The organism is Streptomyces sp. CA-243310, assembly GCF_050936775.1.
Taxonomy (GTDB): domain Bacteria; phylum Actinomycetota; class Actinomycetes; order Streptomycetales; family Streptomycetaceae; genus Streptomyces.
The window spans coordinates 2,478,853-2,504,794 of record NZ_JBNJMF010000001.1; the positions used below are offsets into that span (position 1 = coordinate 2,478,853).

Consider the following 25,942-nt stretch of genomic DNA (forward strand, 5'->3'; position numbering starts at 1 on the left):
CGAGGGCCGCTCGGGCGGGCCGGTCGGAGCCCGGGTCGGAGCCCGGGTCGGAGTCGGAGCCGGAGTCGCCACAGCGCGGAGCCCGGGTGGCCCTCATGGCGCGCCCCCCTCGGGGCCCGGCACCGGGCCCCGGCCGGCAGGTCCCGGGTCCCCGGTGGGGCGGACGTCGAGACGGCCCTCCCGGGCGAGCAGATCGTCCAGGTGGTCGGCCAGGGACTTCCAGCCCGCGGGGGAGAGCAGGCCGGCGCGGGTGACGATGCTGCGTACGTCGTGCGCCCGCAGGACCGCGAGCATCGGGTTCTCCGCCTCGTGCGCGGCCGACTCCAACTCGTGCTCGATCCCGACCAGGGCCGCGGCCAGCGCCTCGGTGTCATCGGCCAGCAGGAATCCGCCCTCCACCCCGTAGAACCGCTGGATCCCGGCCGCCGCGGCCAGACTGGGCAGGCCCTCGCCCTGGGCGAGGCGGGTCAGCGACTGCCCCGACGCGTCGAAGGAACGCGCGATGGCCGTCAGGGAGTACGGCCGCCCGTCCTCCCGGGGCCGGGTGCGGCGCAGGTGCTCGAAACGCTCCCGGACCTGCTGCCGGAGCGGAAGCCGCGCCGGCCGGCCGTCGAGGGTGAGGCGGATGGCCTCGGGGGTGATGCCGGTGACGAAAGACAGCCGGTCCAGGTCGTCGGGGGCGCCCCGCCCCGCGGGGGCGGTGGCCAGGGCCCGTTCCACCGCGCTCTTGTTGTCGGCCAGCAGGAAGCCCGCGAAGACCCCGAAGAACCGCTGGATCCCGGCCGCGTGCCCCAACCCGGGCAGGCCCGTGCCCGCGTTGAGGGGACCCAGGGAGGCGCCGGGCGCCCCGAAGTCATCGGCCACGGCGGCGAGCGACCACTCCCGGCCGTGCTTGTCACGCCGGGTCTCGCGCAGCCGCAGGAAACGACGGTGCACCCGCCGGATCAGGGGGACTTCGGGCGCTTCGCCGGCCAAGACCCGCGGGATCCGCTCCGGATCGACGCCGGAGAGGTGGCTGAGCCGCTCGACGGACAGCACGTCGGCCGGGTCCTGTCCGCGCTGCCGCGCCAGCCTGTCGACACGGTCCCGGAGCGTGATCAGGTCGGGTCGGGCGGCGGCTCGCACCGGAAACTCTCCGTATGTCGCTCGGGCGTTCGGGCTGCCCGAAGCCTAGCCCGCACCCCCGCGCCGAACCAGCGCAACCCCCACCTTTCCTTCGCTCCACCTCAAAGAAGTTGGGCACCCGCTCAAGGGATTCGGGCACTCGCGGCCCGCGCACGACCTCGGGGAAGGGCCCTTACCCCCGACGTAACCGGATCCGGGGCGTGAACGCCACGTTCAGGCAGGTGAGGCCCCTGGGCCCGGTAGAGAACTGGGCCCAGGGAGCCAACCAGGGAGCCACGCCGGCGGTTCAGGACTACCGGCCGCCGGCTGTGTCCTCCGGACTTCTCAGCCCGAAGATCTCGTCCATGGCCTGAGCGCCTTCCCTGATGACCGGCTGAAGCTGCTTGCGGTACACCCGCTCCGTCGTGTGCGTCCCGCTGTGCCCCACCACGAGGACGATCACGTCGATCGGGATTCCGTGAGCGGAGAGCAGCGAGACGCAGCTCGTGCGGAGCATCCGGGTCGTCCACTTCTCGGGACTCTTCACGCCGGCCTCGCGAAGCAGCGAGCGGAAGTTGCGCAGGACGCTGGTCGAGGTTCGCTGCTTCCCGCTGTCGTCGGGGAAGACGAGTCCGTCGGCGCTCCAGACCTTCCCCGCGGCCTTGAACTCCTCCTGCTGGGTCCGGCGGTAGTCACTCATGACCTGAGCGACCTGAAGGGGCATGGCCAGTGACCGTCGGCTCTGCATGGTCTTGGTCTCTCCCTTGCGGCGAACGGAGCGCCAGACGTCGACGTGCGGCCTTGTATCTCCCTGCACCTCCGTATGCACGTGGGCCCAGGTGAGAGGGCGCTCCTCCTCGGTGCGGACACCGACGAGCAACGCGAGAACCACGTACGCGTGAATCCACGTACCCTCACGGGCGCGCAGGACCGCCTCCGCCTCGACCATGGCGAGGGAGTGCTCGGTCGTCCAGGGCGGCCCTCAGGGAGGTCGACGAGCTCGACCACGTTGCTGTTGGCGCGCCCGCGCTTCCTCGCGTGATTCACGGAGCGGTTCAGGATCGAGCGGACCTTCTTCAAGGCTTCGTCCCCCAAGGCTCCAGCCCTGCTCACAAGCCACCCCGGCGACCGTGGTCACGTCGCCGGCTTCCTCCAGCGCGCGAAGCGCACGACGGACCGTCGTGCGCGCCACGCCGAACTCGCGCCCGATCTCCGCTTCGGACGGAAGGCCATCGGGGTAGGTCCCCTCTGCGATCCTTGCCCGCAGGGCCTCTGAGATTGTCAAGTACGTCCCGCGAGGGCTGGGGTTCGTCACGCGTTCCTCCTTCTTCCACCGCGTGCGCGATGACGTCTGGCGGCGCGCTCCAGCCTCGCACGTCGTCGCGCTGGCGAAAGAGGGTCGAGCTTGGGGCCGCCAGGGGGCCGTGTAGCGGCGGCCCGCGATCGCTGTCGACGAGTTGAGGGCCAGCCACCACGGCATGGGTGTCGAAGCGGCCCTTGAGAAGTGAAGCAGTTGGAACGAACCCCCACCTCAAAGGCTCTACCGGTCCTAACATGGGTGCGAGTTGGTAACACCATGTCACGGTGGCTCGCGTCGAGCTTGCGGTTGCCTCCGGACCAGGTCGTGGAAGCTGGGGTGCGCAGCTCTGAACGCTCTTACATCATCGCGTGACGGTGGGCATGACGCCATCAAGGGATTTGCATTCCAGTTCGACGCCTCGTTGCTGCAGGTGCTTTCCAACCCAAACATAAGCGTGGAGATCGAAGGCGCTCAGGACATTGGGGTGCAATCGTTTCATATTCAGGTTAAGCATCGGAGCGGCAAGTACAGCCCATCCCGAATCGCGAAGGCCGTGCGGCAAATGATGCAACAATTTGCTGCTGATCGGAGCGTGAAATTCGCCCTGTACTGTTACTTCGTTGACAGACTGCAGGGTGAAACTCTGCGGCTCAGCGAAGATGAACTAGAGGCGATGCTTGGCGAGCACTCTGGGAAATATGATGCGGAGACCAAGGAATGGTTCACCAAGTCCTTCGAAGTGATCTTCGCGCCTGACTTCGAGGCGCAGTTCGGCACCGTGCTTGACCACCTGAAAAGGGTTCTACGAGCACGAAGCGAATCCGAAGCGATGTGCTGGCACGCCGTCATTCACGGCTACCTACGTGATGTGATCATTAAGCGCCCCCCTGGGACCCGAATGATCTCCATGAAAGACCTGCGAGACCTGGTGCATCATGCGCGTGCAGCAGTATTTGAAGCGAGCTATGCGCAAATCTGCGGACAGGCGAAGTATCTGCGACTGTTGCGCGACGAGTACCGGGCTAAGTCCGCCCACATACCACCGCGTGAACGTCTAGTAATTGTGGAGTGTGACGACACCACTCACAGTACAGATTTGGTTGACATCGTCGAATGTCTTCAGCGTCGCTATTATGTAGGCGAGTCGCCTGCTCCCTACGTTACTTTCCGCGGTCCTGTCGAGCTCACAGAATTGAAACACGCTCTCTGGCGAGAGCGGATCTATTTTCATGATGGATTCGATTATGGCGGGGCGGACTTTAGTGCCCTGAGTATCATCGAACCACCGATGCCCGGTTATGGAATCAAACTACTCGATTTCGCGCGACTGGGTGAAATAGTCAATCGTGTGAATATGCGCGAGGTTCATGACTTCTATCTCACCGATCCAGCTAGTAATCCGTTCAGTGAAGCCAGAACTCGACATGCGGTCATCGAAAAACCTGTGGAACTTACCGAAATCTTTCGAGGGCGGAGCTAGGATATGTCAAGCGCGGAAGTCATCGGAGTATACCCAGAGCGAATTAAGATTGCCGTCAATGACATTACTGAGCTTTCTTCCGGCGACCCCCTCAAGGTTGGCTCGTACCTGCGCGTTTTCGACAGTGCCGATTGTTCGATTATCGCCATCATCGAAAGCTTCTCAATCGAGCTGAAGCCTGTTCCGGGTGGAGGGCAGGGTCACCAGCGGGTGTACATTTTGGAGGCTCTCCCGCTCGGATTTATCGACGCTGATGGAAATTTTGAGCGCGGTGGGGGAAGCATCGCTATTCCGCCGAAGTCGGTAGAGGTTGCCTCGCGGAGTGAAGTCCAAAAAGTGTATGAATCCGTGCCGGCCGGGAAGAAGTTTCTGTTTGCCCATTTGGCCCGGGAGCGGCATGTTGATGTGCCCGTCGATGGGGATAAGTTCTTCAATCGTCACCTTGCGATCGTAGGGTCAACCGGCTCGGGAAAATCACATGCCATGGCCAGGATCATTCAGACGGCCATTGGCATGCGTAAGGAAAGTCAGGGAGGGTATCGACTGAATAATACGCATATCGTGATCTTTGACATCCACTGCGAGTATCAAACAGCATTTCCTGGTGCTAATTTCCTCAATGTTGAAGATCTGACGCTCCCGTACTGGATGCTCAGCTCTGAGGAGTTGCAGGACTTGCTTATTGAGAGCCGCGAGGAGCAATCGCATAACCAGGTTGCGGTTCTGAAGCGTGCAGTCACGACCAGTAGGCGTGCCCATTATGTCGGTGATGATGAAATGCGCGAGCGGATCCACTACGACTCGCCGGTGTTCTTCGAAATTGAGGATATTCTCACTGCAGCTCGCAGCAAGAATGAAGAAATGATCGACGGCTCTCGCGGCGCAAAACAAGGCCCACTGCATGGTAAGTTGGATAACTTTATTACGCGCCTAGAGAATCGTTGTCACGACCGTCGACTTGACTTCCTGATGGGGGAGCGCACGAAGAAGACGACGCTGGAAGATACTTTGAGGCAGTTCACGGGCTACACCGCCGGCGCTACTTCAAATATTACTGTCATTGACCTGAGTGGCGTGCCGTTTGAAGTGCTGAGCATTACAGTGTCTCTGATTTCGAGACTTCTATTTGACTACGCCTATTACTACAAGAAGACGCACCCTGAGATGCGAACTGAGACGCCACTTCTCGTGGTTTATGAGGAGGCTCACAAATACGTACCGAAAGGTGGCCCTGCCAAGTACAATGCTGCGCGAGTTGCAATCGAACGAATCGCGAAAGAGGGGCGCAAGTATGGCATCACCGCGGCCATCGTGAGTCAAAGGCCCTCAGAGATCTCCGAAACAATCTTCTCGCAGTGCAGCAATTTTCTTGCTATGCGCTTGACCAATCCCGAAGATCAAAACTATGTAAAGCGCCTGATTCCCGATTCTCTCGGGCTGCTCACTGATTCACTTTCAATGCTCTCTTCGGGAGAGGCGCTATTGATTGGCGATGCTGCGGTAATGCCGTCTTTGGTGCGCTTGGAAGAGGCGTCTCCTGTGCCTTCTTCAAGTGATGTGCCGTATCTTCAAGAATGGGTACGACCCTGGCATGACGTGCTCTTCCGGCCGATTGTTGAGGATTGGGAACGTTGAGCCTCGATGCAGGTTCGCGAGGCGTGAGCGATGGGGGCCAGCAGAGGACTTCACGTGTCAGCGTTGCCTTCGCCCGGAGTGCCTTCATGCATCGACGTGTGGAAGGGCGCGAGGCCTCTCGGTCAGGGATGCGTTAGGGGGAGCCAATCGGGGAGCCACCGGAGGCGGCCCAGGGCGGATCTCTGCGGACTGGCATGGACAGCCGAAGGCCGGAGCTGGTGGGAGTCGCTCCCTTCCTGACACGTCCGTGAGGGGCACTGATTACCCCCGACGTAATCGACCCCGACCCGGCCCGTCGGCACAGTGGGACGCATCGGGTCCCGGGGCCGCGCACTCGGCTCCGGGACCCGGTGTCCCACCACCCCGCACGTCCGATCCTCGACGGAGGTCGATCCACCATGTCCGCAACCCCCTTCACCGGCGTCGCCCGCACCACCGGGCCCCAGGTCGTGCTGCGCCGGTTCCTCGCGCTCGACTCACTGGTCACCACCGGCAACGGGCTCGCCTACCTGGCCTTCTCCGCGCCGCTCGGCCGACTCCTGGGCGTCGGCTCGACGACCCTGCTCGCCCTCGGCGCGCTCCTCGCCCTGTACGGGGCGGGCGTCGGATGGCTGGCCTCCCGCCGACGGCCGCCGGTGTTCCCCGTCCGCCTCGTCATCGAGATCAACTGCCTCTGGGCGGCCCTGAGCCTGGCCTCGGCGCTCCTCTGGTTCACCCCGACCGTCGCGGGCGCGGTGTGGATCCCGGCACAGGCCCTCGTCGTCGCCGGGTTCGCGCTCGCCCAGGGGCTCGCGCTGCGTGGTGTGCCCTCAGGGAACCACTGAACGCAGGTACTTCACCGTCGCCGGGTCGGCGGGCAGCAGGGTCTCGATGGCCAGCTCGGCGACGGTCACGTCCATCGGCGTGTTGAAGGTGGAGATGGACGACACGAAGGACAGGACGTGCCCGTCGTGTTCGATCCGCAGCGGCAGCGCGATGTTCGCCACGGCCTGCTGCGGCTCTCCGTGATCGGCCCGTTCCGCCACGGGGTAGGCCGCCACCTCCTCGTACAGCGCGCGCAGCGGCTCCGAGCGCGACAGGGCGATCTGCCGCTCCATCTGTTCCAGCAGGTGCCCGCGCCATTCCCGCAGGTTGAGGATCCGCGCGGCCAGGCCCTGCGGGTGCAGGGTCAGCCGCATCGCGTTCAGTGGCGGCGCCAGCAGGTGCTCGGGCACTCCGTCCAGCAGCAGCGCGATGCCCCGGTTCGCGGCGATCACCTGGTACGTGGCGTCCACGACCAGCGCCGGATACGGCTCGTAGCCCGCCAGCAGCCGCTCCAGGGAGTCCCGGAGGACCTCCATCGACGGGTCGTCGAGCGGGGTGTGCGGGTAGCGGGGTGCATAGCCGGCCGCCAGCAACAGGGCGTTGCGCTCCCGTACCGGGACGTTCAGGTGTTCCGCGAGCCGCAGCACCATCTCCTCGCTCGGCCGGGACCGGCCGGTCTCCACGAAACTGATGTGCCGCGACGAGGAGTCGGCGCGGCCCGCCAGCTCCAACTGACTGATCCCGCGCCGCTCCCGCCAGGTGCGCAGCATCGCGCCCACACTCACCGTCGTCATGTCCCGACGGTAGCCCAGGGGCTCCGGGCCGCCGCGTGGGGCCGGCGTGCCGCGGCGACGACGCGCGGACGCGCCGGCACGGACCGCCGCGCGAGACCTTCCCGCGGGCCCGCGCTGTGGGAACCTTGACCCCACGTCAGGCGATGGAGCCGACCGAGTCGTGAAGGAGTGTGCGGATGTCGGGTGAGCCGCTTTCCCAGAAGGAGATCGAGGACCGGTTGCGGGAACTCCCGGGCTGGGCCTTCGAGGACGACCGGATCCTGCGCACCTACCGGCTGGGCAGCCACTTCGCGGCGAGCGCCCTCGTCTCCCACATCGCCGCGGTGCAGGACGAGTTGAACCACCATTCGGACCTCACCCTGGGCTATGACACGGTCCGCGTGTCCGTGAACACCCACAGCGCGGGCGACTCCGTCACCGAGACCGACTTCGCCCTCGCCGAACGACTGGAGGCCCTGGCACCCGCCCACGGGGCGAACTGATGCCGATATCGCGTTCCCTCCTCGACTACGACGCCGAGGCCGAGGCCTACGACGCCACCCGGGGCGGCGTCCCGCGCGCCGAGGCCGCGGCGGCCGCGGTCCTCGACCTCGTCCCGGCCCCCGCGCGCACCCTGCTCGACCTGGGCTGCGGTACCGGCATCGTCACCGCCCGACTGCGGCGCCCCGGACTGCGGGTGCTGGGCGCGGACGCCTCGTACGGGATGGCGGCGACGGCGGCGCGGCGCGGGATCCCGGTGGTGATCGCCTCCGGGACCGGGCTGCCCGTGCGGTCCGGCTCGTTGGACGCGGTGAGCGCGGTGTGGCTCCTGCACCTGCTGCGGGAGCCCGGGGCGGTGCCGCGACTGATCGCGGAGGTGGGGCGGACGCTGCGGCCGGGCGGGGTGTTCGTCACCACCGTGGACAAGGACGCCGCCCACGACGTCGGCGGCGACATCGACGAGGTGCTCGCACCGCACCTCACGTCGACCCCGGCGGACGCCTCGGCCGAGGTGACGGCGTACGCCGCGCGGGCGGGTCTGCGGCCGTGCGGGGAGGCCCTGTTCACGGGCTTCGGCCAGGGCGTCACCCCGCGCGGCGCGGCCGAGGCGCTGCGCGCGGGACGGTACGCCTCCCGCGTCGCGCCCCGGGGCGCCACCGTCGAGGAGGTCGCGACCCGGCTGGAGGAGCTGCCCGACCGGGAGGTCCCGCGCGCGGCCCCGACGTACCGCCTGGCCGTCTTCGTACGCGACTGACGGCGGCGGATCGGCGGCGGATCGGCGGCGACGGAGGAGCGGGTCAGGCGGGTTCCAGGCGCCACCACTGGGACGGCGAGTCGGTGTCCTCGCACTGGCGGGCCCGCCCCTCCTCGTCGGCCTCCAGCGGCAGCCCGCTGATGACGGCGATCAGGGAGACCACGCCGGGATCGTCCAGGTGTTCCTCGACGATCCACTCCTGGGCGCCGAACGCGTTGGCCTTCCACACCTGGACCCGGGTCCCGCTGTCCACGGACGCGTTCGCGACGTCCAGCCGTTTGCCGTTGAGCACGCTCACCACGTGGAAGATCCCACCGCCGCCGTACACCGGCGAGATCTCCCACTGGTCTGCGGACGCGGGCGCGGGCGGGCCGTCCGGCCCCACCCGCACCCGGTTCCCGCTCTCCACCTGGAGCAGCAGACCGCTGCCCACGTTGCGGAGTCGGCAGACCCCGTCAGGAACGTTCACCCGCACACCCTCGGCTCGCTCACATGTCGAAGACGGCCGGGTCGGGCCCGAGCCGCCGGCCCGCCGTGCCGGCGCCCAGGGCGTCCAGCGCGGCGATGTCGTCGGCGTCGAGTTCGAAGCCGAGGACATCCAGATTCTCGCGGATGCGCGCGGGGGTCACGGACTTGGGGATCACGACGTTGCCGAGCTGGAGGTGCCAGCGCAGCACCACCTGCGCGGCGGTGCGACCGTGCTTGGCGGCGATGGCGGTGACGGCGGGAAGCGTGAGCAGTTCCTTGCCCTGGCCGAGCGGGGACCATGCTTCGGTGGCGATGCCGAGGTCGGCGTGCACGGCGCGCAGCGCGCCCTGCGGGAAGAGCGGGTGCAGTTCGATCTGGTTGACGGCCGGGACCAGGTCGCTCACGGTCCGGATCCGCTCCAGGTCCTCGGGGCGGAAGTTCGACACGCCGACCGCCTTGGCGCGGCCGCTCGCGGCGATCTCCTCGAAGGTCTTCCAGGTGGCGAGGACGTCGTCCCGCATGGGGCGCGGCCAGTGGATCAGGTACAGGTCGACGTGGTCGAGGCCCAGCCTGGAGAGCGATGCGTCGAAGGCGCGCAGGACCTCGTCGCGGCCCCAGACCCGGTCCGGGGAGTTCCACAGCTTGGTGGTGACGAAGAGCTCCTCACGCGGCACCCCGGCGCCCGCGATGGCCCGGCCGGTGCCCTCCTCGTTGCCGTAGATCGCGGCCGTGTCGATGCTGCGGTAGCCGGCCTCCAGGGCGGTGGTGACGGCTTGTTCCGCCTCGTCGTCGGGGACCTGCCAGACGCCGTAGCCGAGCTGGGGCATGAGGGTGCCGTTGTTGAGCTTGATGCCGGGGACCTGGTTCACGTCGGGTCGTTCCTCGTCGTCGGGTACAGGTGTGCGGATGCGGACACGGCGGTACCACCGTGTCCTGCGAGGGGCCATAACCAGCCACTCGGGGCCCGCATTCCCGCCAAATGGGTGGTTATTCAGGGGCTCCCAGATAGGCCTGCCGCACCCGCGGGTCCGCCCGCACCTCGGCCGCCGCCCCCTGGGCGAGCACGGTCCCGAGGTCCAGTACGACGACCCGCGCACAGAGCTCCATCACGAAGGCCACGTTGTGCTCGACCAGCAGCACCGCGCACCCCTCCTCCTCGGCGAGCCGCCGGACGACCGCCGCGAGCCGCTCCCGCTCGGGCGCCGACATCCCCGACGCGGGCTCGTCCAACAACAGCACCCTCGGCCGGTCGGCCACCGCGCGGGCCAGCTCCACCATGCGGGCCCGCCCCACGGGCAGCCCGCCCGCGTACACGTCCCCCAGCTCGCCGATCCCGCAGCCCTCAAGCACCCGCGCGGCCCGCTCGCGGCGCTCCCGCTCCCGGCGGCGGCGGGCCGGCGCGGCGACCAGGTCCGCGACCGGACCGCCCCCGCCACCGCGCCACTCCTGGGCGACGAGCACGTTGTCGGCCACGCTGAGCTGCCCGAAGAGCTGCTGCCGCTGGAAGGTCCGGCGCACCCCGTGCCTGGCCCGCCAGACAGGGGAACGGCGGGTCACGTCCACCCCGTCGAGGAGCATCCGCCCCCGATCGGGGCGGCGGATCCCGGACAGCACGTCGAACAGCGTGGTCTTGCCGGCCCCGTTCGGGCCGATCAGACCGCACACCTCCCCGGCCCGGACCCCGAGGTCCACCCCGGTCAGCGCCCGGACCCCGCCGAATCGCACACCGACCCCGACCGCCTCCAACACGTACGGCGCCGTCATCGGACCATCCCCAGGTAGGCCTCGGTCAGCCGGTCGGTCTCCACCTCGGCGCGCGGGCCGCACCAGGACACCCGTCCCTGGGACAGGTAGGCGACCGTGTCCGCGATCCCGAGGATCTCGGCCGCCTTCTCCTCCACCAACAGCAGCGCGGTCCCGGCGGCCCGGAGTTCGACGAGCAACTCGTACACCTCGTCCACCACGCGCGGCGCGAGTCCCAGCGAGGGCTCGTCGGCGATCAACACCCCCGGTGGGCGCTGCAACAGCGGAGCCAGCGCCAGCAACTGCTGCTCCCCGCCCGACAACGCGCCGGCGGGCACCCGGCGCCGCTCCCGCAGCCGGGGGAACCGCCCGAACACGGCGTCCCGCTCGGCCGGATCCCTCAGATGGATCGCCAGGTTCTCCTCCACGTCGAGCGAGGGGAAGATCCCCCGCCCCTCGGGAGCGAGCAGCACCCCGCCCCGCGAACGCCGCACGGCCCCCTCCCGCGTCACGTCCCGCCCGGCCACGAGGACCCGGCCGTCGCCGGCGGTCAGCATCCCGGCCGCGACCCGGCACGCGGTGCTCTTGCCGGCCCCGTTGGGCCCGAGCAGGGCCAGGATCTCGCCCCGCCGCACGACGAGGTCCACGCCGTGCAACACCTCCCCGCCGTCGTACCCGGCCCGTACCCCCCGCAACTCCAGGGCGACGGGCGGCCCCTCCCGTTCGGCCCCGCCGCCGCGCGCGGCGCGGGGGCCCGGGCGCGGGGCCCCCGAAGCGGACCGGGACGCGGCCTCCGCCCCGACCTCGACCTCGGCGCGGGCTCCCGCCCCGGCGGCGCGTCCGGCGCGCCGTCTGGCCAGCTGTACGGGCACGGCGGCGCAGTAGCCGTCCGGGTCATTGGCCAGGGCCAGGCCCGCCAACCCGAAAAGGATCACCGGCAGGTGCGCCGACGTCGTCACGTACTGCGCCATCACCTGCGGGGCGACCGCGAACACCAGCCCCGCCACCACCGCGTACTGCGGCCGACGCACCCCCGCCGCCACCACGACGGCCAGCCACACCAACCCGGTCATCGCCGTGAAGTCCGTTGCCGTGACCCGGGTGTTGTACGAGGCGTACATGACACCCCCGAACCCCGCGAGTCCGGCCGACAGCGTGAACAGCAGCAGCTTCGTCCGCAGCACGGACACCCCGGACGCCATGGCCGCCGCCGGGGCCGACCGCACGGCCAGCATCGCCCGGCCCGAGGGGGAGTCGCGCAGCGCGCCCAGTGCGGCGGCCACGACGGCGACCAGCACCACCAGGGCCACCCCCATCGCCCGGTCGTCGGACAGGTCCACCGGGCCGACGACCGGCCGCGGGATCGACCAGCCGGAGTCCCCGTTGCGCAACCACCGCGACTGGAACAGCACCTGGTCGGCGAGGAACGCCAGCGCCAGTGTCGCCAGGGCCAGGGATCGTCCCCCCAGCCGCAGCGCCGGCAGCGCGACCAGGGCGCCCAGGACCGCGGCCACGCACGTGCCCACCGCCAACGCCGCCACGAACGGCCACCCCCGGCTCATCAGCAGCCCGGCCACCAACGCCGCCCCGGTCACGAAGGTCGCCTGCGCCAACGACACCATCGCGCCGAGCCCGGTGACCACGGTGAAGGACATGAACACCAGGGCGATGGCCAACCCCTGGGCGAGGAGCCCGCTCCAGAACGGGGTCGTCACGGTGTAGAAGGCCACGCACAGCAGCCCCGCGGCCGCCGCCCACACCCCCCACCGCCGCGCCCACGAGGCCCCGGCCAGATGGTCCACCGGCGGGGCGTCCGAGGCGATCGTCGCGGCGGTCCGCGCCCGCCGGGTCAGCACCAGCAGCCCGCCGAACAGGATCAGGAACGGCACGGCCGTCCGGAACCCGGTGATCCGCTCGGCGAAGGAGGCGTAGCCGGCGACCAGGTTCTGCAGCACCCCCAGCCCCAGCCCGCCCGCGAACGCCAGGGGGACCGAAGCGAACCGCCCGATCACGGCGGCCGTCGCCGACACGAACAGGAACAGGGTGAAGTCGTGCGCGGAAAGCCCCAGGAGCGGGGTCGCCAGCACCCCTGCGAGCCCCGCCAGCCCGGAGGCGATCATCCACGCGACCGAGGACAGCCGGTCGGCGCTGATCCCGCGCAGTTCGGTCAGGGAGCGGTTGTCGACGGCGGCCCGCAGCGTCAGCCCCAGCCGGGTGTGTCGCATCAGCACCCACAGGGCCACCGCCACCACGGCCGTCACCACCCAGGTGATCAGCTGATCGGAGTCGATGCCGACGCCCTCGGCGAGCTGCCAGGACCGCGCGGGGCTCGGCCCCACTCCGGGAAGCCCGAACTGGTTCTCGGCGGGCTTCACCGGCGCCCCCGCGTCACCGAGCAGCTCCACCGCCCACAGTCCGGCCGCCGGCAGCGCCACCAGCAGCCCGATGGTCGCCACGATCTGCGCGGTCTCCCCGACCCGTGCGAGCCGCCGGAACATCAGCCGGTCCAGCCCCCAGCCGATCCCGGGCGCCACGCCGAGCACCACCAGGAGCGCCGCGGGGACGGCCGGCCAACCCAGCCCGGAGTGCAGCTCGTAGTAGGTGAGCGCGCACAGGTAGGCGGTGGCCCCGTGCGCGAAGTTGAAGAGCCCGGACGCCGAGTACGACAGCACCAGCCCGGTGGCCAGCAGCGCGTACAGGGCGCCGGAGACCAGGCCGCTCAGCACGAAGACGAGCAGGTCACCCATGCCGCGGGCCTACGTGAAGGGGATGGGTTCGTGGCACGCGAACGGGACGGCGACCTCGTACGCGCCGTCCTTGAGCCGGACGAGCGCCCCGCAGCCGAAACTGTCCTTCTGCCCCTTGGGCTCCGCCCGGTCGCCGACCAGCGTGCCGGTGTCGGAGAAGGTCCGGGCGGCGCTCTGGAAGGTCTCCGCGGTCAGGTTCCTGCCGGCCTTGCCCGCGATGGAGAGGAACAGGTCCGCGGACATGTACCCGGTCATCATGTGCATGCTCAGCGGCACCTCCCGCCCGCCGGCCGCCGCCTTGATGTCGGCCTTGAACCGGGCCATCGCCGGGTTCTGCGACTCGAACGGCTCGAACTGGAGGAGTACGTACACCCCGTCCAGCGCCTGCCGGGTGGCGTCCTTCGCGAGCAGCCCCGGGTCGTAATCGGTAGGGTCGGTGAGCACGCCCCGGTAGCCGGCGCGCTTGAGCGCGGTGAACAGGCCGATGTTGTTGGGGGTCTGCATGACGGAGACGACGGCGTCGGGGGCCCTGCCGCCGTTGCTCGCCAGGATCTCCTTCACGTACGCCGACCAGTCGCTCGGCACGGCGGTGCCGGGCACCGACGCCTTCGCGTACGACACCGTGAATCCGGCGCTGCCGAATCCCTGTCGGAAGGTGGCCACGCCGAACTTCCCGGCGTCACTGTCGTTGGCGATGATCGCGACGGACTTGCCGGCCGCCCCGCCGAGGATCCGGCCGATGCCCTCGGGCCAGGTCTGGTTGATCGTTCCGCCGGGGGTGGGGACCAGACATCCGTTGAACCCGTAGATGTACTCCGGTCCGCAGAAGGACGGGAGGGTGCCCCAGCCGAAGGTCGGCACCTTCTCGCTCTGGAGGAAGTCCGCGCCGGAGAAGGTGACGGAGCTCATCGGGGAGACCGCGAAGACCTTGTCCTGCTGGACGAGCTTGCGGGCGGCGGCCGTGTTCTTGCCGGGGTCCTGGCCATCGTCCTCGGCGCCGATGTAGTCGATCGTGCGGCCGTTGACACCGCCCTCCGCGTTGGCGCGCAGGTAACGGGCCTTCGCCCCGAGGTCGGTGTCCTTCTTGCTGTACCCACTGGCGCTGGTCATCGACACGATGCCACCGACCTTGATCGAGTCGGCGGACACTCCGCGCGTGGTGCCCTGCGTGTTCCCGGGCCCGCCCGCCGAGGTGCCGTTGGTGGAGGCCGAGTTGCAGGCGGTGAGGAGCGCGAGGGCCGCCGCCGCGGCGGCGAGGGCGTGGATGGGTCGCGGCATGTGTGGAATCCCCTCCGGTTGGAATCCCCGCATTCTGTGCGCGAGCTGACGCACCGTCAATATCGTCGACCAGGTGAAATGACGGATCGTCAGATGATGCTTGCCGGAGCCGCCCCGACCCGTCAGCCCTGGTACAGGGCCGCCACCTCCGTCGCGTAGGCCTGCTCGATCGCCCGCCGCTTCAACTTCAACGACGGCGTCAACAAACCCCGCTCCTCGGTGAACTGCTCGGCCAGCACCCGGAACGTACGGATCGCCTCCGCCTGTGACACCAGGGTGTTGGCGGCCACCACCGCACGGCGCACCTCCGCCGACAGCTCCGGGTCGTGTATCACCCGCGCCGCCGCCTGCTGGGGCAACCCCCGCATCGACAGCCAGTGCGCGACCCCCTCCATGTCCAGGGTCACCAGAGCCGCGATGTAGGGCCGGTCGTTGCCGACCAGGACACACTGCGACACCAGGGGATGCGAGCGCACCCGCTCCTCCAGCGCCGTCGGGGAGACGCTCTTCCCGTTCGACGTCACCAGGATCTCCTTCTTGCGCCCGGTGATGGTCAGGTACCCGTCCGCGTCGAGCCGGCCCAGGTCCCCGGTCGCCAACCAGCCGCCGCGCAGCACCTCCTGCGTACCGTGCGGATCGTTGAGGTACCCGGAGAAGACGTGCCCCCCGTGCAGCCAGACCTCCCCGTCGTCCGCGATGTGCACCGAACCGCCCGGGATGGGCGGGCCCACCGTCCCGTACTTCGTCGCCCCCGGCGGATTCGCCGTGGCGGCGGCGGAGGACTCCGTCAGCCCGTACCCCTCGTACACGGTGATCCCGGCGCCGTCGAAGAACAGCCCCAGCCGGCGCGACATCGCCGACCCGCCCGACATCGCGTGCCGCACCCGCCCGCCCATCGCCTCGCGGACCTTCCCGTACACCAGTTTCTCGAAGACCTGGTGCTCCACGCGCAGCGCGGCCGAGGGCCCCGGCCCACTGCCGAAGGCCTTCTGTTCACGGGCCTCGGCGTAGCGCACCGCCGTCTCCACCGCCCGGTCGAAGGGGCCCGTGCGCCCCTCCGCCTCCGCCTTGCGGCGGGCCGCCGCGAACACCTTCTCGAAGACGTACGGCACCCCCAGCACGAAGGTCGGCCGGAACGCGGCCAGGTCCGGCAGCAGTTCGGCCGCCGCCAGCACCGGCTGGTGACCGAGCTTCACCCGGGCCCGGACGGCGGCGACCTCCACCATCCGACCGAAGACGTGCGCGAGGGGCAGGAACAGCAGCGTCGAGGGCTGCTCGCCCGGGCCGGCGCGGAAGACCGATTCCCAGCGGTCGACCATGGTGTCCGCCTCGAACATGAAGTTCGCGTGCGTCAACACGCAGCCCTTGGGACGACCCGTGGTCCCCGAGGTGTAGATGACCGTGGCGGTCGCGTCGGGCGTCACCGCGCGACGGTGGCGGTGCACCACGTCCTCCGCGACCCCGCGCCCGCCCTCGACCAACTCCGCCACCGCACCCGCGTCGAGCTGCCAGAGCCTGCGCAGCTCGGGGAGACGCTCGATGACGGAGCCCACCGTCATGGCCTGGTCCTCGTTCTCCACGACGCAGCCGGTGCACGAGGAGTCGTACAGGATCCAGTGCACCTGCTCGGCCGACGCGCTCGGGTAGACCGGCACCGGCTGGGCCCCGATCGCCCACAGCGCGAAGTCGAACAGCGTCCACTCGTACCGGGTCCGGGACATCACGCCCACCCGATCCCCGAACCGGATGCCCTGGGCCAGCAACCCCTTCGCGAGCGCCAGCACCTCATCGGCGAGTTCCCCGGAGGTGACGTCCCCCCAGACCCCGTCCGTCTTGCGGCCGAGCACCACCCGGTCCGGATCCTGCCGGGCATGTTGGAAGACGACGTCGGCCAGACCGCCGACCGGTACGTCCGTGACCACGGGTGGGACGGTGAATTCGCGCAAGGGCCCGCTCCTCTCCGCGCAGTTTCGCTCCGCACGGCGCCGGTGACGGTACCCCACGCGGGGGCCCGAGGGGAGGAGGTCCGAACAACCGATGCGAAGCCATCACCACTGGTCAGCGCCGTGGGCACGGGGCCCGTGGAGATCGACGGGAGATCGATGGGAGATCGATGGGTGATCGACGGAGGAACGGGCCCGGATCTCCACGACATCTGCGCGAGCAACACACCCCGACCGCCCGTCCCCGACTCGTGTCCGCGGCGGGTCAGGCAGGCCGGCTCAGCCGGTCGCCGCCCGAGAGGATCGCGGCCGCCAGGGCCTCCGCTGCCGGCGTCGACCGGTGTCCCTGGAGCAACGCGAACTCGACCGGCCCCAGTTCCGGCAGCCCGCCCACCCGGACCAGGCCCGGCGGGATCAGCCCGCGGGTGTGCGCCATCACGCCGAGCCCCGCCCGGGCCGCCGCGATCAGGCCGCTCAGGCTGCCGCTCGTACACGCGATCCGCCAGGCCCGCCCGTCCCGCTCCAGGACCTCCAGGGCCCGCGCCCGGGTGATGCCCGGCGGCGGGAAGACGATCAGCGGAACAGGGCGCTCGGGGTCCACCCGCAGCCCCTCCACGCCGATCCACACCATCCGGTCCCGCCACACCAGCCGACCCCGCTCGTCCCCCCGGCCACGCCGCTTGGCCAGCACGAGGTCCAGTCGCCCCGCGTCCAGCCGCTCGTGCAAGGTGCCCGACAGCTCGACCGACAGCTCCAGGTCCACCTCGGGGTGCTCGTGCCGGAACCCCTCCAGCACCTCCGGCAGCCGGGTCAGCACGAAGTCCTCCGACGCCCCGAACCGCAGCCGCCCCCGCAGCCGGGTCCCGGAGAAGAAGGCCGCCGCCCGCTCGTGCGCCTCCAGGATCGTGCGCGCGAACCCCAGCAGCGCCTCACCGTCCTCCGTCAGCTCCACACTGTGCGTGTCCCGGACGAACAGAGGCCTGCCGGTGGCGTCCTCCAGCCGCCGCACGTGCTGGCTGACCGTCGACTGCCGTACGCCCAGCCGCCCCGCCGCCTGCGTGAAGCTGAGCGTCTGGGCCACCGTGAGGAACGTGCGCAGCTGAACCGGGTCGTACATGCCGTTCATGGCCCCACGCTATCGCTGTTCGCGATGACAGTCAGTTCGGTATACGGGATTCCCGATCACCGCCCGGTGCCCGACGATGAAGGAGGCCAGGCGTCCCGCGCACGGCCCCCTCCCGACGTCCCGCCGTGACCCGCCGAGCCCCGAGGCGGTCAGGCCCCGAGAACGAATGAGCACCGCGCCGATGCGACGCCCCCACCCACCCTCCTGGCTCCGCCCGGACCCGTACGTCCTGGCCCTGCTGGGCACCGTCGGCCTCGCCACCCTGCTGCCCGCCCGCGGGCCGGCCGCCGCCGTCGCGCAGGGCGCCACCACCGCGGCCGTGGCCCTGCTCTTCTTCCTCTACGGAGCCCGGCTCTCCACCCGCGAGGCCTTCGACGGGCTGCGCCACTGGCGGCTCCACCTGACCGTGCTCGCCTGCACCTTCGTGCTCTTCCCGCTGCTCGGCCTGGCCGCCCGCGCCCTCGTCCCGACCATCCTGACGCCCCCGCTGTACAGCGGCCTGCTGTTCCTCTGCCTGGTCCCCTCCACCATCCAGTCCTCCATCGCCCTCACCTCGCTCGCCCGGGGCAACGTGCCCGCCGCGATCTGCGCCGGAACCTTCTCCAGCCTCGCCGGCATCTTCCTGACCCCCCTGCTCGCCGCCGCACTGTTGGGCAACAGCGCGGGCGGCTTCTCCCTCGACTCCCTGCGGAAGATCGCCCTCCAACTCCTGCTGCCCTTCGTCCTCGGACAACTGCTGCGGCCCCGTCTCGGCGGGTTTCTCCTGCGCCACAAGAAGGTGCTGGGTCGCGTGGACCGGGGCTCGATCCTGCTCGTCGTCTACACGGCGTTCGGCGCGGGCATGGTCGCCGGCATCTGGCACCAGGTCAGCGCCCTGCGGCTGGTCGCCCTGATGGCGGTGGAGGCCGTGCTCCTCGCGGTGATGCTCCTGGTCACCTGGTACGGGGCGAAGCGCCTCGGATTCGACCGGGAGGACCGGATCGCCATCCAGTTCGCCGGGTCGAAGAAGAGCCTCGCCGCCGGACTCCCCATGGCCGGCGTGCTGTTCGGCGCCCACGCGAGCCTCGCGGTGCTCCCGCTCATGCTGTTCCACCAGATGCAGCTGATGGTCTGCGCGGTACTGGCCCGCCGGCGCGCCCGTGACACCGACCCCGAACTCCCCGCCGAACGTGTGGCGGAGGTCTCCCGGCCGGTCCGACACCCCGCGCCGCGGGCCCGGTAGCGTGCGGCGGTGACCTGGATACGCCCGCTCGCCGCCCACGCCGAACGACCCTGCACCCTGGTGGTCTGCCGGGGCTGCTGTTGCGGGGACCCCCGCAAGAACCCCGGCTCCGACCACGCGGGCCAACTCGCCCGGCTGCGCGAGGCCGCCGCCGCCTCCGGGGGCCGCCTCGCCGTCCGTACCAGTGACTGCCTCGGCCCCTGCGCCCAGGCCAACGTCATCGTGGTCCAACCCGCCGGCGAGGCCCGCCGCAAGGGCGCCCGCGCGGCCTGGTTCGGCTGGGCCCTGGACGACACCGCGACCGACGAGATCATCGCGTGGGCCCAGGCCGGCGGCCCCGGAGCCACCCCGCTCCCGGCGACGCTCGACCTGCACCGCATCGACCCCCCGGAGCCGAAGCCGACCCCGACCCGCCGAGGCCGCGGCCGAGGACGTTGAGGGACGTCGAGGACGTCGACGGGTGAGGGCGTCGACGGGATGGGGCGTCGGCGGCGGGGGACCGGTCGCCGACGCCGGGTGACGGGCCGCTACAGGCTCACGCGCTGCTCGCCCGCGTAGATGTTCATGTCCGGCCCGCGCAGGAAGCCCACCAGCGTCAGCCCCGTCTCCACCGCGAGGTCCACCGCCAGCGAGGACGGCGCCGAGACCGCCGCCAGTACCGGTATCCCCGCCATCACCGCCTTCTGCGCCAGTTCGAACGAGGCCCGCCCCGACACCAGCAGCACCGAGCCGGACAGCGGCAACCGACCGGCCTGCAATGCCCGACCGACGATCTTGTCCACGGCGTTGTGCCGCCCCACGTCCTCCCGGAGGTCGAGCAGCTCGCCCTCCGCGGAGAACAGGCCCGCCGCGTGGAGCCCTCCCGTACGGTCGAAGACCTTCTGGGCCGCGCGAAGCCGGTCCGGCAGCAGGGACAGCAGTTCCGCGCTCACCCGGACCGGGTCGGCGTCGATCCCCGGGAACCGACTCGCCGTACGCACCGCGTCCAGGCTCGCCTTCCCGCACAGCCCGCAGGAGGACGTCGTGTAGACGTTGCGCTCCAGTGTGATGTCCGGCACCGGCACCCCGGCCGCGAGCTGCACGTTCACCACGTTGTACGTGTTGGAACCGTCCGCGGTCGCCCCCTCGCAGTAGGTGACGGCCTGGACGTCCGAGTCGCGCGCCAACACGCCCTCGCTCACCAGGAAGCCCACCGCCAGCGCGAAGTCGTCGCCCGGCGTGCGCATCGTGATGGCCAGTGGTTTGCCGTTCAGCCGGATCTCCAGCGGCTCCTCGGCCACCAGCGTGTCCGGGCGGGCGCCCGCCACGCCGCCGCGGATCCGGACGACGCGACGGCGTTCGGTGACCCGTCCCATGTGATCAGTCCACCGTTCGTTCCTCGTCGTGCAGCTGACGGGCCCATTCTCGCGGATCCGCCGTCGCGGACGCCCCCGGCAGGAGGATCCTCGGAATTCTCCAAATTCAGGTGCCTTAATCCTGTCGGGTCACGCGCACACGTACCCACCGGTAGCAGGCAAAGCTGGGTGAACCTGACTGTCGACGAGGGGATTCCCGCCCATGACCGGTTCACGCGTGGTGGCGCTAGGGCACTACCAGCCCGCGAAAGTGATCACCAACGAGGACCTCGCGGCCATGGTCGACACCAACGACGAGTGGATTCGATCCCGGGTCGGCATCAAGACGCGCCACATGGCGGGACCCGATGAGCCGGTCGACGAGCTGGCCTTCCAGGCCGCGGGCAAGGCCCTCGCGAACGCCGGACTCACCCCCGACGACATCGACCTCGTTCTCGTGGCCACGTCCACCGCGATCGACCGTTCCCCCAACATGGCCGCCCGTGTCGCGGCCAAGCTGGGCATGGGCGGCGGCCCGGCCGTCATGGACATCAACGTCGTCTGCTCCGGTTTCACCCACACCCTGGCCGCCGCCGACCACGCGATCCGCGCCGGCGCCGCCACCCGCGCCCTGGTCATCGGCGCCGACAAGATGACCGAGATCACCGACTGGAGCGACCGCACCACCTGCGTGCTGACCGGCGATGGCGCCGGAGCCGCCGTGGTCGAGGCGAGCGAGCAGCCCGGCATCGGCCCGGTGCTGTGGGGTTCGGTGCCCGAGATGGGCCACGCCGTGCGGATCGAAGGCTCGCCCCCGGTCTTCGCGCAGGAGGGCCAGGCCGTCTACCGCTGGACCACGAGCCGGCTGCCCGCGCTCGCCCGCAAGGTCTGCGAGAAGAGCGGGATCACCCCCGAGGACCTGGCCGGCGTCGTCCTGCACCAGGCGAACCTGCGGATCATCGAACCGCTCGCCGCGAAGATCGGAGCCGTCAACGCCGTCGTCGCGCGCGATGTCGTCGACTCCGGCAACACCTCGGCCGCCAGCATCCCGATGGCCCTGTCCAAGCTGGTCCAGCGCGGCGAGATCCCCTCCGGTGCCCCCGTCCTGCTCTTCGGCTTCGGCGGCAACCTCTCGTACGCGGGTCAGGTCATCCACTGCCCGTAGCCGGACCCCGGACCGCCGTACGGGAACGCGGGTCCGCCCCTCTCCGGGCCGACCGGGGAGACGATCCGTCCCGTCCGGACCCGCGAGGCATGCCCGCAGGTCAGCGCGGCGCGTCGGATTCCACGGGAGCCGAATACCTGGTCGGAACCACGTCGATCCCCTGCTATTGTTGTCCATGTCGCCGCGGGAAACCGGGGCCGACCACCTGGTCCGGGTGGCGGAATGGCAGACGCGCTAGCTTGAGGTGCTAGTGCCCTTTATCGGGCGTGGGGGTTCAAGTCCCCCCTCGGACACCAGCACGAAAGCCCCACTTCGGTGGGGCTTTTTGCGTTGTGCGGCATCATGGCCCTGAACGGGGCGAGGGGGGAAACGTGTCGCAGCACGATCCGCGCAACAGGGTTGTGGTCGCCGGGCGTTACCGGCTGGAGGAGCGGTTGGGCAGGGGCGGCATGGGGACCGTCTGGCGCGCGACCGACGAGCTGCTCGGACGGTCGGTCGCCGTCAAGGAACTCCACGTCGGGGACGGAACGGAAGCCACGGGAGCCCTGCGCGAGGCACGCACCGCGGCGCAGGTCCGGCATCCGCACGTGGTCGTCGTCCACGACGTCGTGGAGGACGACGGGCGGCCGTACATCGTGATGGAACTCGTCGACGGCGGGTCCCTCGCGGACCGACTCACCGCCGCGGGCCCGCTGGACCCCGCCGAGACCGCCCGCACCGGACTCGCCCTGCTCGGCGCCCTGACCGCGGCCCACGCGCGCGGGGTGCTCCACCGGGACGTCAAGCCCGCCAACGTCCTGATGGAGGCCGGCACCGACCGGGTGGTCCTGACCGACTTCGGCATCGCCCACCTCGCCGGCGCCACGACCATCAGCGAGACCGGGGCCTTCGTCGGCTCACCCGAGTACACCTCGCCCGAACGCATGCAGGGCGCCGCGGCGGGACCCGAATCCGACCTGTGGTCACTGGGGGCCCTGCTGTGCGCGGCCCTGACCGGGGAATCGCCCTTCCACCGGGACTCCCTCGGCGGGGTGCTGCACGCCGTCGTCCACGACGAGATCCGCCCGCCGGCGAAGGCGGGGCCGCTGCTGCCGGTCATCCGCGGGCTGCTGGACCGGGATCCGGAGCGACGGTTGGACGCCGCCGAGACGCAGCGGTTGTTGTCGGCGTACGTGGCCACCGGCAGGGTGCCCCTGCTCGACCGGGCCGCCGCCCCGACCCCGCCCGCCGGGACCTCCGGTCGGAAGGCGGCGACCGGCACCGGCACCCCGCCCGGGTACTCCCCGACCGATCACGTCGCCCGACCGGCGGGCCCCACCGTCGCTCCCGCCCGGCCGGCTCTGCGGATCGGGCTGGTCGTGGCCCTGGTCGTCCTGGCGGTCGTCGCCACCATGACCGTGACCTCGCTGCTCGACGACGGGTCGCGGGGGCGGGCCGACACGGCCGGCCCCGCTGCCACGGCCCCGGCCGGGGCGCCCGGATCCGCTGCCGGGATCCCGGCCTCCCCGAGCCCCGTGGACGCGCGGACCCCGCGGCCCGAGCGGTCCGCGCCCACCAAGCCCGCGCCCGCCGGCTACCGCACGGTCGTCGACCGGGAGGGGTTCAGCCTCGCCGTGCCCCAGGGGTACCGGCGCACCACCGATGACCAGCGGGTCTTCTACATCTCCCCGGACGGGGCCTTCCGCATCGGCATCAAGTCGACGCCGCCGGTCGCCGGCGGGCCGCCCGCGGCGATGAAGGGCTCCGACGCGGGTGGCCCCGACACCAATCCCGGCTACCGCGACAACACGATCGTGCGGACCACCCACAACGGACTGCCCGCCGCGCTGTGGGAGTTCACCTGGAACGGCTTCACCGCGGCGGAGGGCCCCCGGCACACCTTCGACCTCTGCTGGGACGAGAACGGCAGCATGTACGACGTCTGGGTCTCCGCCCCGGTGGGACGCCTCGGAGAGGCGCGGAGCCACTTCGACGCGGCCCTGGACTCCTTCGTCCCCCCGGCCTGAGGCCCGTCACGTCTCGTCCGTCCCCAGCACCACCAGCCCTCCCGGCGCGGTCAGGCTTCCGGGGGTGAGCGGCGCGAAGGTGTGGGGGAGCGCCAGCCGCGGTCGTTCGGTGCCCTCCGGCACGGCGGCGAAGAGGTACGCGGCCGCCGCGGCCGGGTCGCTGACCAGGTGGGGGCCGTCCGCGCCGGCGCCACCGCCGACCGGGGTACGGAACAGCTTGCGCAGGTGCCGCAGGGTCTCCGGGGTGATCCCGGCGGGCGAGACCGGCGGCACCGGGGGGCTCGGCGTGTTCGCCGCCTCCGTGAGGTCCACCCGTACGGCGGGCGCGTCCACCGGGATCGCGCCCGCCAGGAGGAGGGCCAGGAGCACCGGGACCGCCGTACGGCGCAGGGCGTCGCCCGCGCGCCGCAGCCGGTGCGCGGGCGACGCGGGCAGCGACAGCGCGAGGCAGCCGCCGGCGATCGACGCGACCGGGCAGACGGCCCCGGGGGAGCAGGCGCGCAGGTCGAGGACCGGGATGTCCGGCGCCGGCGAGTCGAGGGCGTGGAACAGGACGCGGCCGTCGGTGATGACGGCCGGCGGCGTCGGCCGGGCCGGGCGGAGCCGCGCCACGTGGTGCGCGCCGAGTCCGTGGCCGAACCGGGTGAACGGGCACGCCCCGATGCCGGGCGCGTGCGCGCCGGCGCGGAAGTCCGGCCACCGCCACCCCGTCGCGGTGCCGGTCCCGTCCGCCGGCCGCGCGATCCGCGCCTCCTCGTCGGGATGCCGGCGGAGGTGGACGGCGGCGCCCGCGCCGTCCCGCGCCAGGGCACGCCGGAGCTGCCCCGCGAGGCCCGCGAGGCCCGGGGCGGCGAGCCGGTCCAGGGCCGGTCCGCGGACGTAGACCCCCGCGCCGGGCCGGCAGGCGTACCCCTCCTCGCACAGCATCGACAGCAGTGGCGCGAGCTCCGCTTCGGCCAGGCCCGATTCACGCCCCAGTTGGCAGGCCCGCACGCCCAGCGGGCGACGTTCCAGTACGCGTACGACGGCCAGGGCGCGGCGGGCCTGCGCGAGGGCCTCGCCCGCCGCGCCGAGGGATCCGCCGGTACGGGAGGCTCCGGTGAGGGGCGGCCGGCGTGGCGGGTCGGCGCCCGGTGCGGCGGGTGCGGGCGGCGCCGGCGCGGGGCGGAACGCCGCCAGCACGGCCGTCAGCCCCGGCTTGGGCAGCGGCACCGGCCCCAGGTCGGGATCGTCGAGCTGGTCCACGTGGCGCAGGACGGCCGCCTGCGCGCACAGCCGGACCTCGCGCAGTTCCCGGTGGCCGGCGGGCCGGTACCCGCGGCGGCCCAGCTCCCGGGCCCAGAGGCGGGCGTCGTGGTGCTCGCCGCGCCGGGAGTGGTCGAGGAAGAGGCAGTAGGCGGCCGCAGCGGTCCGGGCCCGTCCGGAGCCGGCCGCGAACTGCCACCAGAACCGGGCTCCTTCGCGGAGACCGGACAGGTGCAGCAGGCAGCCGAAGACCACCGCGCCGGCCAGGTCGGTGTGCCCGCCGCGGGCGAAGGAGGCGAGCCGGGCCTCCGCGTTCGGATCGCACACGGCGCCCAGGCAGACCGACTTCAGGTCGCGCCGTGCCCGCTCGGCGTCGAGCGGTACGTCGCGGGCCGGGTCGCTCCAGCCCGGGGGGGAACCGCGCCGTGCGTGGCCGGCGGGCGTGCGAGGCGAGCGCAGCAGTCGGGCCTCGGCCGCGCCGAGGTCGTAGTGCGGGTAGCGGTCGCGGACGCCCGCCCGGGCCAGGAACTCGGCCAGGGAGCGAGGGGTTCCGTCGCGGTCCCGGCTCTCGCCCGGCCTCATGACTCGACGGACGCGTCGAGCAGCCGGGCGAGTCGACGGTGCGCCTGGCCGAGCTGCGAGCGGACCGTTGCCTCGTCGACACCCATCACCGAGGCGGCCTCCCCGGGGGTGCACTGGAGCCCGTAGCGCAGGATCACGGTGTCCCGCTGCCGTTCGGCGAGCCGCGAGACGGCCGAGTAGAAGCGGATGGTGTCGGTCAGCACCTCGTACTGATCGCAGTGGGCTTCCTTGAGCGCCGCCTCGAAGGCGCTGATGTCCATCGGCGGGGGGCACGGGACGCGCCGGTGCTGCCGATCGACGATCCGTTGTTTGAGGACGGTCCAGGCGTAGGCGTCCAGGCGGTCCATGTGCAGCATGCGGAGCCAGTCGTTCATGAGCGCGTCGAAGGTGGCGTCCACGGCGTCCTCGGCGGCGGCGTCGGAGCCCAGCTGGAGGTAGGCGAACCGCATGTAGGCGGGCCGCCGGTTGGTGTGGAAGGCCCAGTACGACAGGCGCGCGGGCGGATCCCACTGGGTCATCGGAGTCGGCCGCCGTCGCCGGCTCGGCAGTCCCACGGCACCGCCGGGCTCCTCCGGTCCGCCATCGTTCACCGCTCCACCCCATCCCCTGAGCCCTCATCCCCTGGGCGCTCGCACCGCCAGCGTGTCAGCGCGGGCGCACTCGGAGGGCGTATAGAAGAAAGCTGGAAGCAATCGGCACAGTGGTGATCGACTTGCGACCAACTTCGATCGA

At 70.9% G+C, this 25,942-nt stretch carries 23 protein-coding genes and 1 tRNA gene; 10 read left to right on the forward strand and 14 right to left on the reverse strand.

Annotated features, from left to right (window positions below; genetic code table 11):
- Window positions 1-93: 93 nt before the first annotated feature.
- The 3 genes from ACQEVM_RS11245 to ACQEVM_RS11255 form a co-directional block, all read right to left on the reverse strand.
- On the reverse strand, window positions 94-1,125 hold the full coding sequence (locus tag ACQEVM_RS11245; protein ID WP_433077494.1) for a hypothetical protein: 1,032 nt from the start codon (window positions 1,123-1,125) through the stop codon (window positions 94-96).
- Between the two features lie 292 nt (window positions 1,126-1,417).
- Window positions 1,418-2,053 (reverse strand): tyrosine-type recombinase/integrase, encoded by a 636-nt coding sequence (locus ACQEVM_RS11250; RefSeq protein WP_433077496.1) that lies wholly within the window; start codon window positions 2,051-2,053, stop codon window positions 1,418-1,420.
- 33 nt (window positions 2,054-2,086) lie between these two features.
- Complete coding sequence (locus tag ACQEVM_RS11255) at window positions 2,087-2,584, reverse strand: GntR family transcriptional regulator (RefSeq protein ID WP_433077498.1); 498 nt, start codon at window positions 2,582-2,584, stop codon at window positions 2,087-2,089.
- 274 nt (window positions 2,585-2,858) lie between these two features.
- Here ACQEVM_RS11255 and ACQEVM_RS11260 point away from each other — a divergent pair, with 274 nt between their 5' ends.
- The 3 genes from ACQEVM_RS11260 to ACQEVM_RS11270 all read left to right on the forward strand — a co-directional run bounded on the left by ACQEVM_RS11260 (window position 2,859) and on the right by ACQEVM_RS11270 (window position 6,343).
- Window positions 2,859-3,884: a hypothetical protein gene (locus tag ACQEVM_RS11260; protein ID WP_433077500.1), complete on the forward strand. Its 1,026-nt coding sequence runs from the start codon at window positions 2,859-2,861 to the stop codon at window positions 3,882-3,884.
- A gap of 3 nt (window positions 3,885-3,887) precedes the next feature.
- A complete protein-coding gene (locus ACQEVM_RS11265) occupies window positions 3,888-5,519 on the forward strand; it encodes an ATP-binding protein (protein WP_433077502.1) in 1,632 nt (543 codons plus the stop codon).
- A 398-nt stretch (window positions 5,520-5,917) separates the two neighbouring features.
- The gene (locus ACQEVM_RS11270) at window positions 5,918-6,343 is read left to right on the forward strand and encodes a hypothetical protein (protein WP_433077504.1); all 426 of its coding nucleotides are present in this window, start codon (window positions 5,918-5,920) and stop codon (window positions 6,341-6,343) included.
- Here the strand turns inward: ACQEVM_RS11270 and ACQEVM_RS11275 are convergent.
- Window positions 6,329-7,117: a helix-turn-helix domain-containing protein gene (locus ACQEVM_RS11275; RefSeq protein ID WP_433077508.1), complete on the reverse strand. Its 789-nt coding sequence runs from the start codon at window positions 7,115-7,117 to the stop codon at window positions 6,329-6,331. The two genes, ACQEVM_RS11270 and ACQEVM_RS11275, sit on opposite strands and share 15 nt — an antisense overlap.
- 176 nt (window positions 7,118-7,293) lie before the next feature.
- Here ACQEVM_RS11275 and ACQEVM_RS11280 point away from each other — a divergent pair, with 176 nt between their 5' ends.
- A complete protein-coding gene (locus ACQEVM_RS11280) occupies window positions 7,294-7,599 on the forward strand; it encodes a 4a-hydroxytetrahydrobiopterin dehydratase (RefSeq protein ID WP_433077510.1) in 306 nt (101 codons plus the stop codon).
- On the forward strand, window positions 7,599-8,351 hold the full coding sequence (locus tag ACQEVM_RS11285; RefSeq protein WP_433077512.1) for a class I SAM-dependent methyltransferase: 753 nt from the start codon (window positions 7,599-7,601) through the stop codon (window positions 8,349-8,351). The genes ACQEVM_RS11280 and ACQEVM_RS11285 overlap by 1 nt, the downstream gene beginning before the upstream one ends.
- 43 nt (window positions 8,352-8,394) lie before the next feature.
- Here ACQEVM_RS11285 and ACQEVM_RS11290 read toward each other — a convergent pair whose 3' ends face one another.
- The 7 genes from ACQEVM_RS11290 to ACQEVM_RS11320 form a co-directional block, all read right to left on the reverse strand.
- Window positions 8,395-8,820: an RICIN domain-containing protein gene (locus tag ACQEVM_RS11290; protein ID WP_433077514.1), complete on the reverse strand. Its 426-nt coding sequence runs from the start codon at window positions 8,818-8,820 to the stop codon at window positions 8,395-8,397.
- A 19-nt stretch (window positions 8,821-8,839) separates the two neighbouring features.
- Window positions 8,840-9,688 carry an aldo/keto reductase gene (locus ACQEVM_RS11295; RefSeq protein ID WP_433077516.1) on the reverse strand — a complete coding sequence of 283 codons (849 nt, stop codon included), beginning with the start codon at window positions 9,686-9,688 and terminating at the stop codon, window positions 8,840-8,842.
- A gap of 118 nt (window positions 9,689-9,806) precedes the next feature.
- Complete coding sequence (locus ACQEVM_RS11300; protein ID WP_433077518.1) at window positions 9,807-10,583, reverse strand: ABC transporter ATP-binding protein; 777 nt, start codon at window positions 10,581-10,583, stop codon at window positions 9,807-9,809.
- Window positions 10,580-13,309 carry an ABC transporter permease subunit gene (locus ACQEVM_RS11305; protein WP_433077520.1) on the reverse strand — a complete coding sequence of 910 codons (2,730 nt, stop codon included), beginning with the start codon at window positions 13,307-13,309 and terminating at the stop codon, window positions 10,580-10,582. Before ACQEVM_RS11305 ends, ACQEVM_RS11300 begins: the two co-directional genes overlap by 4 nt.
- Before the next feature lie 9 nt (window positions 13,310-13,318).
- Window positions 13,319-14,587, reverse strand: coding sequence for an ABC transporter substrate-binding protein (locus tag ACQEVM_RS11310; protein ID WP_433077522.1), 1,269 nt, complete (start codon window positions 14,585-14,587; stop codon window positions 13,319-13,321).
- A gap of 122 nt (window positions 14,588-14,709) precedes the next feature.
- Window positions 14,710-16,533 (reverse strand): AMP-dependent synthetase/ligase, encoded by a 1,824-nt coding sequence (locus ACQEVM_RS11315; RefSeq protein ID WP_433077524.1) that lies wholly within the window; start codon window positions 16,531-16,533, stop codon window positions 14,710-14,712.
- 262 nt (window positions 16,534-16,795) lie between these two features.
- The gene (locus ACQEVM_RS11320; RefSeq protein ID WP_433079938.1) at window positions 16,796-17,647 is read right to left on the reverse strand and encodes a LysR family transcriptional regulator; all 852 of its coding nucleotides are present in this window, start codon (window positions 17,645-17,647) and stop codon (window positions 16,796-16,798) included.
- A gap of 190 nt (window positions 17,648-17,837) precedes the next feature.
- On the opposite strand from ACQEVM_RS11320, the gene ACQEVM_RS11325 reads away from it, so the two are divergent.
- Together ACQEVM_RS11325 and ACQEVM_RS11330 are read left to right on the forward strand one after the other, a co-directional pair.
- Window positions 17,838-18,878: a bile acid:sodium symporter family protein gene (locus ACQEVM_RS11325; protein WP_433077526.1), complete on the forward strand. Its 1,041-nt coding sequence runs from the start codon at window positions 17,838-17,840 to the stop codon at window positions 18,876-18,878.
- A 9-nt stretch (window positions 18,879-18,887) separates the two neighbouring features.
- A complete protein-coding gene (locus tag ACQEVM_RS11330; RefSeq protein WP_433077528.1) occupies window positions 18,888-19,316 on the forward strand; it encodes a (2Fe-2S) ferredoxin domain-containing protein in 429 nt (142 codons plus the stop codon).
- An 89-nt stretch (window positions 19,317-19,405) separates the two neighbouring features.
- On the opposite strand, the gene fdhD is transcribed toward ACQEVM_RS11330, so the two are convergent.
- Window positions 19,406-20,233, reverse strand: coding sequence for a formate dehydrogenase accessory sulfurtransferase FdhD (gene fdhD / locus ACQEVM_RS11335; RefSeq protein WP_433077530.1), 828 nt, complete (start codon window positions 20,231-20,233; stop codon window positions 19,406-19,408).
- A 202-nt stretch (window positions 20,234-20,435) separates the two neighbouring features.
- On the opposite strand from fdhD, the gene ACQEVM_RS11340 reads away from it, so the two are divergent.
- From ACQEVM_RS11340 to ACQEVM_RS11350, 3 genes are all read left to right on the forward strand, one after another.
- Window positions 20,436-21,377 carry a beta-ketoacyl-ACP synthase III gene (locus tag ACQEVM_RS11340; protein ID WP_433077532.1) on the forward strand — a complete coding sequence of 314 codons (942 nt, stop codon included), beginning with the start codon at window positions 20,436-20,438 and terminating at the stop codon, window positions 21,375-21,377.
- 208 nt (window positions 21,378-21,585) lie between these two features.
- Window positions 21,586-21,673, forward strand: a tRNA-Leu gene (locus ACQEVM_RS11345).
- A 153-nt stretch (window positions 21,674-21,826) separates the two neighbouring features.
- The gene (locus ACQEVM_RS11350) at window positions 21,827-23,383 is read left to right on the forward strand and encodes a protein kinase domain-containing protein (protein WP_433079940.1); all 1,557 of its coding nucleotides are present in this window, start codon (window positions 21,827-21,829) and stop codon (window positions 23,381-23,383) included.
- Window positions 23,384-23,389: 6 nt separating this feature from the next.
- Here ACQEVM_RS11350 and ACQEVM_RS11355 read toward each other — a convergent pair whose 3' ends face one another.
- Window positions 23,390-25,210: a hypothetical protein gene (locus ACQEVM_RS11355; protein ID WP_433077534.1), complete on the reverse strand. Its 1,821-nt coding sequence runs from the start codon at window positions 25,208-25,210 to the stop codon at window positions 23,390-23,392.
- Window positions 25,207-25,728, reverse strand: coding sequence for a sigma-70 family RNA polymerase sigma factor (locus ACQEVM_RS11360; protein WP_433077536.1), 522 nt, complete (start codon window positions 25,726-25,728; stop codon window positions 25,207-25,209). Before ACQEVM_RS11360 ends, ACQEVM_RS11355 begins: the two co-directional genes overlap by 4 nt.
- Window positions 25,729-25,942: the final 214 nt, after the last annotated feature.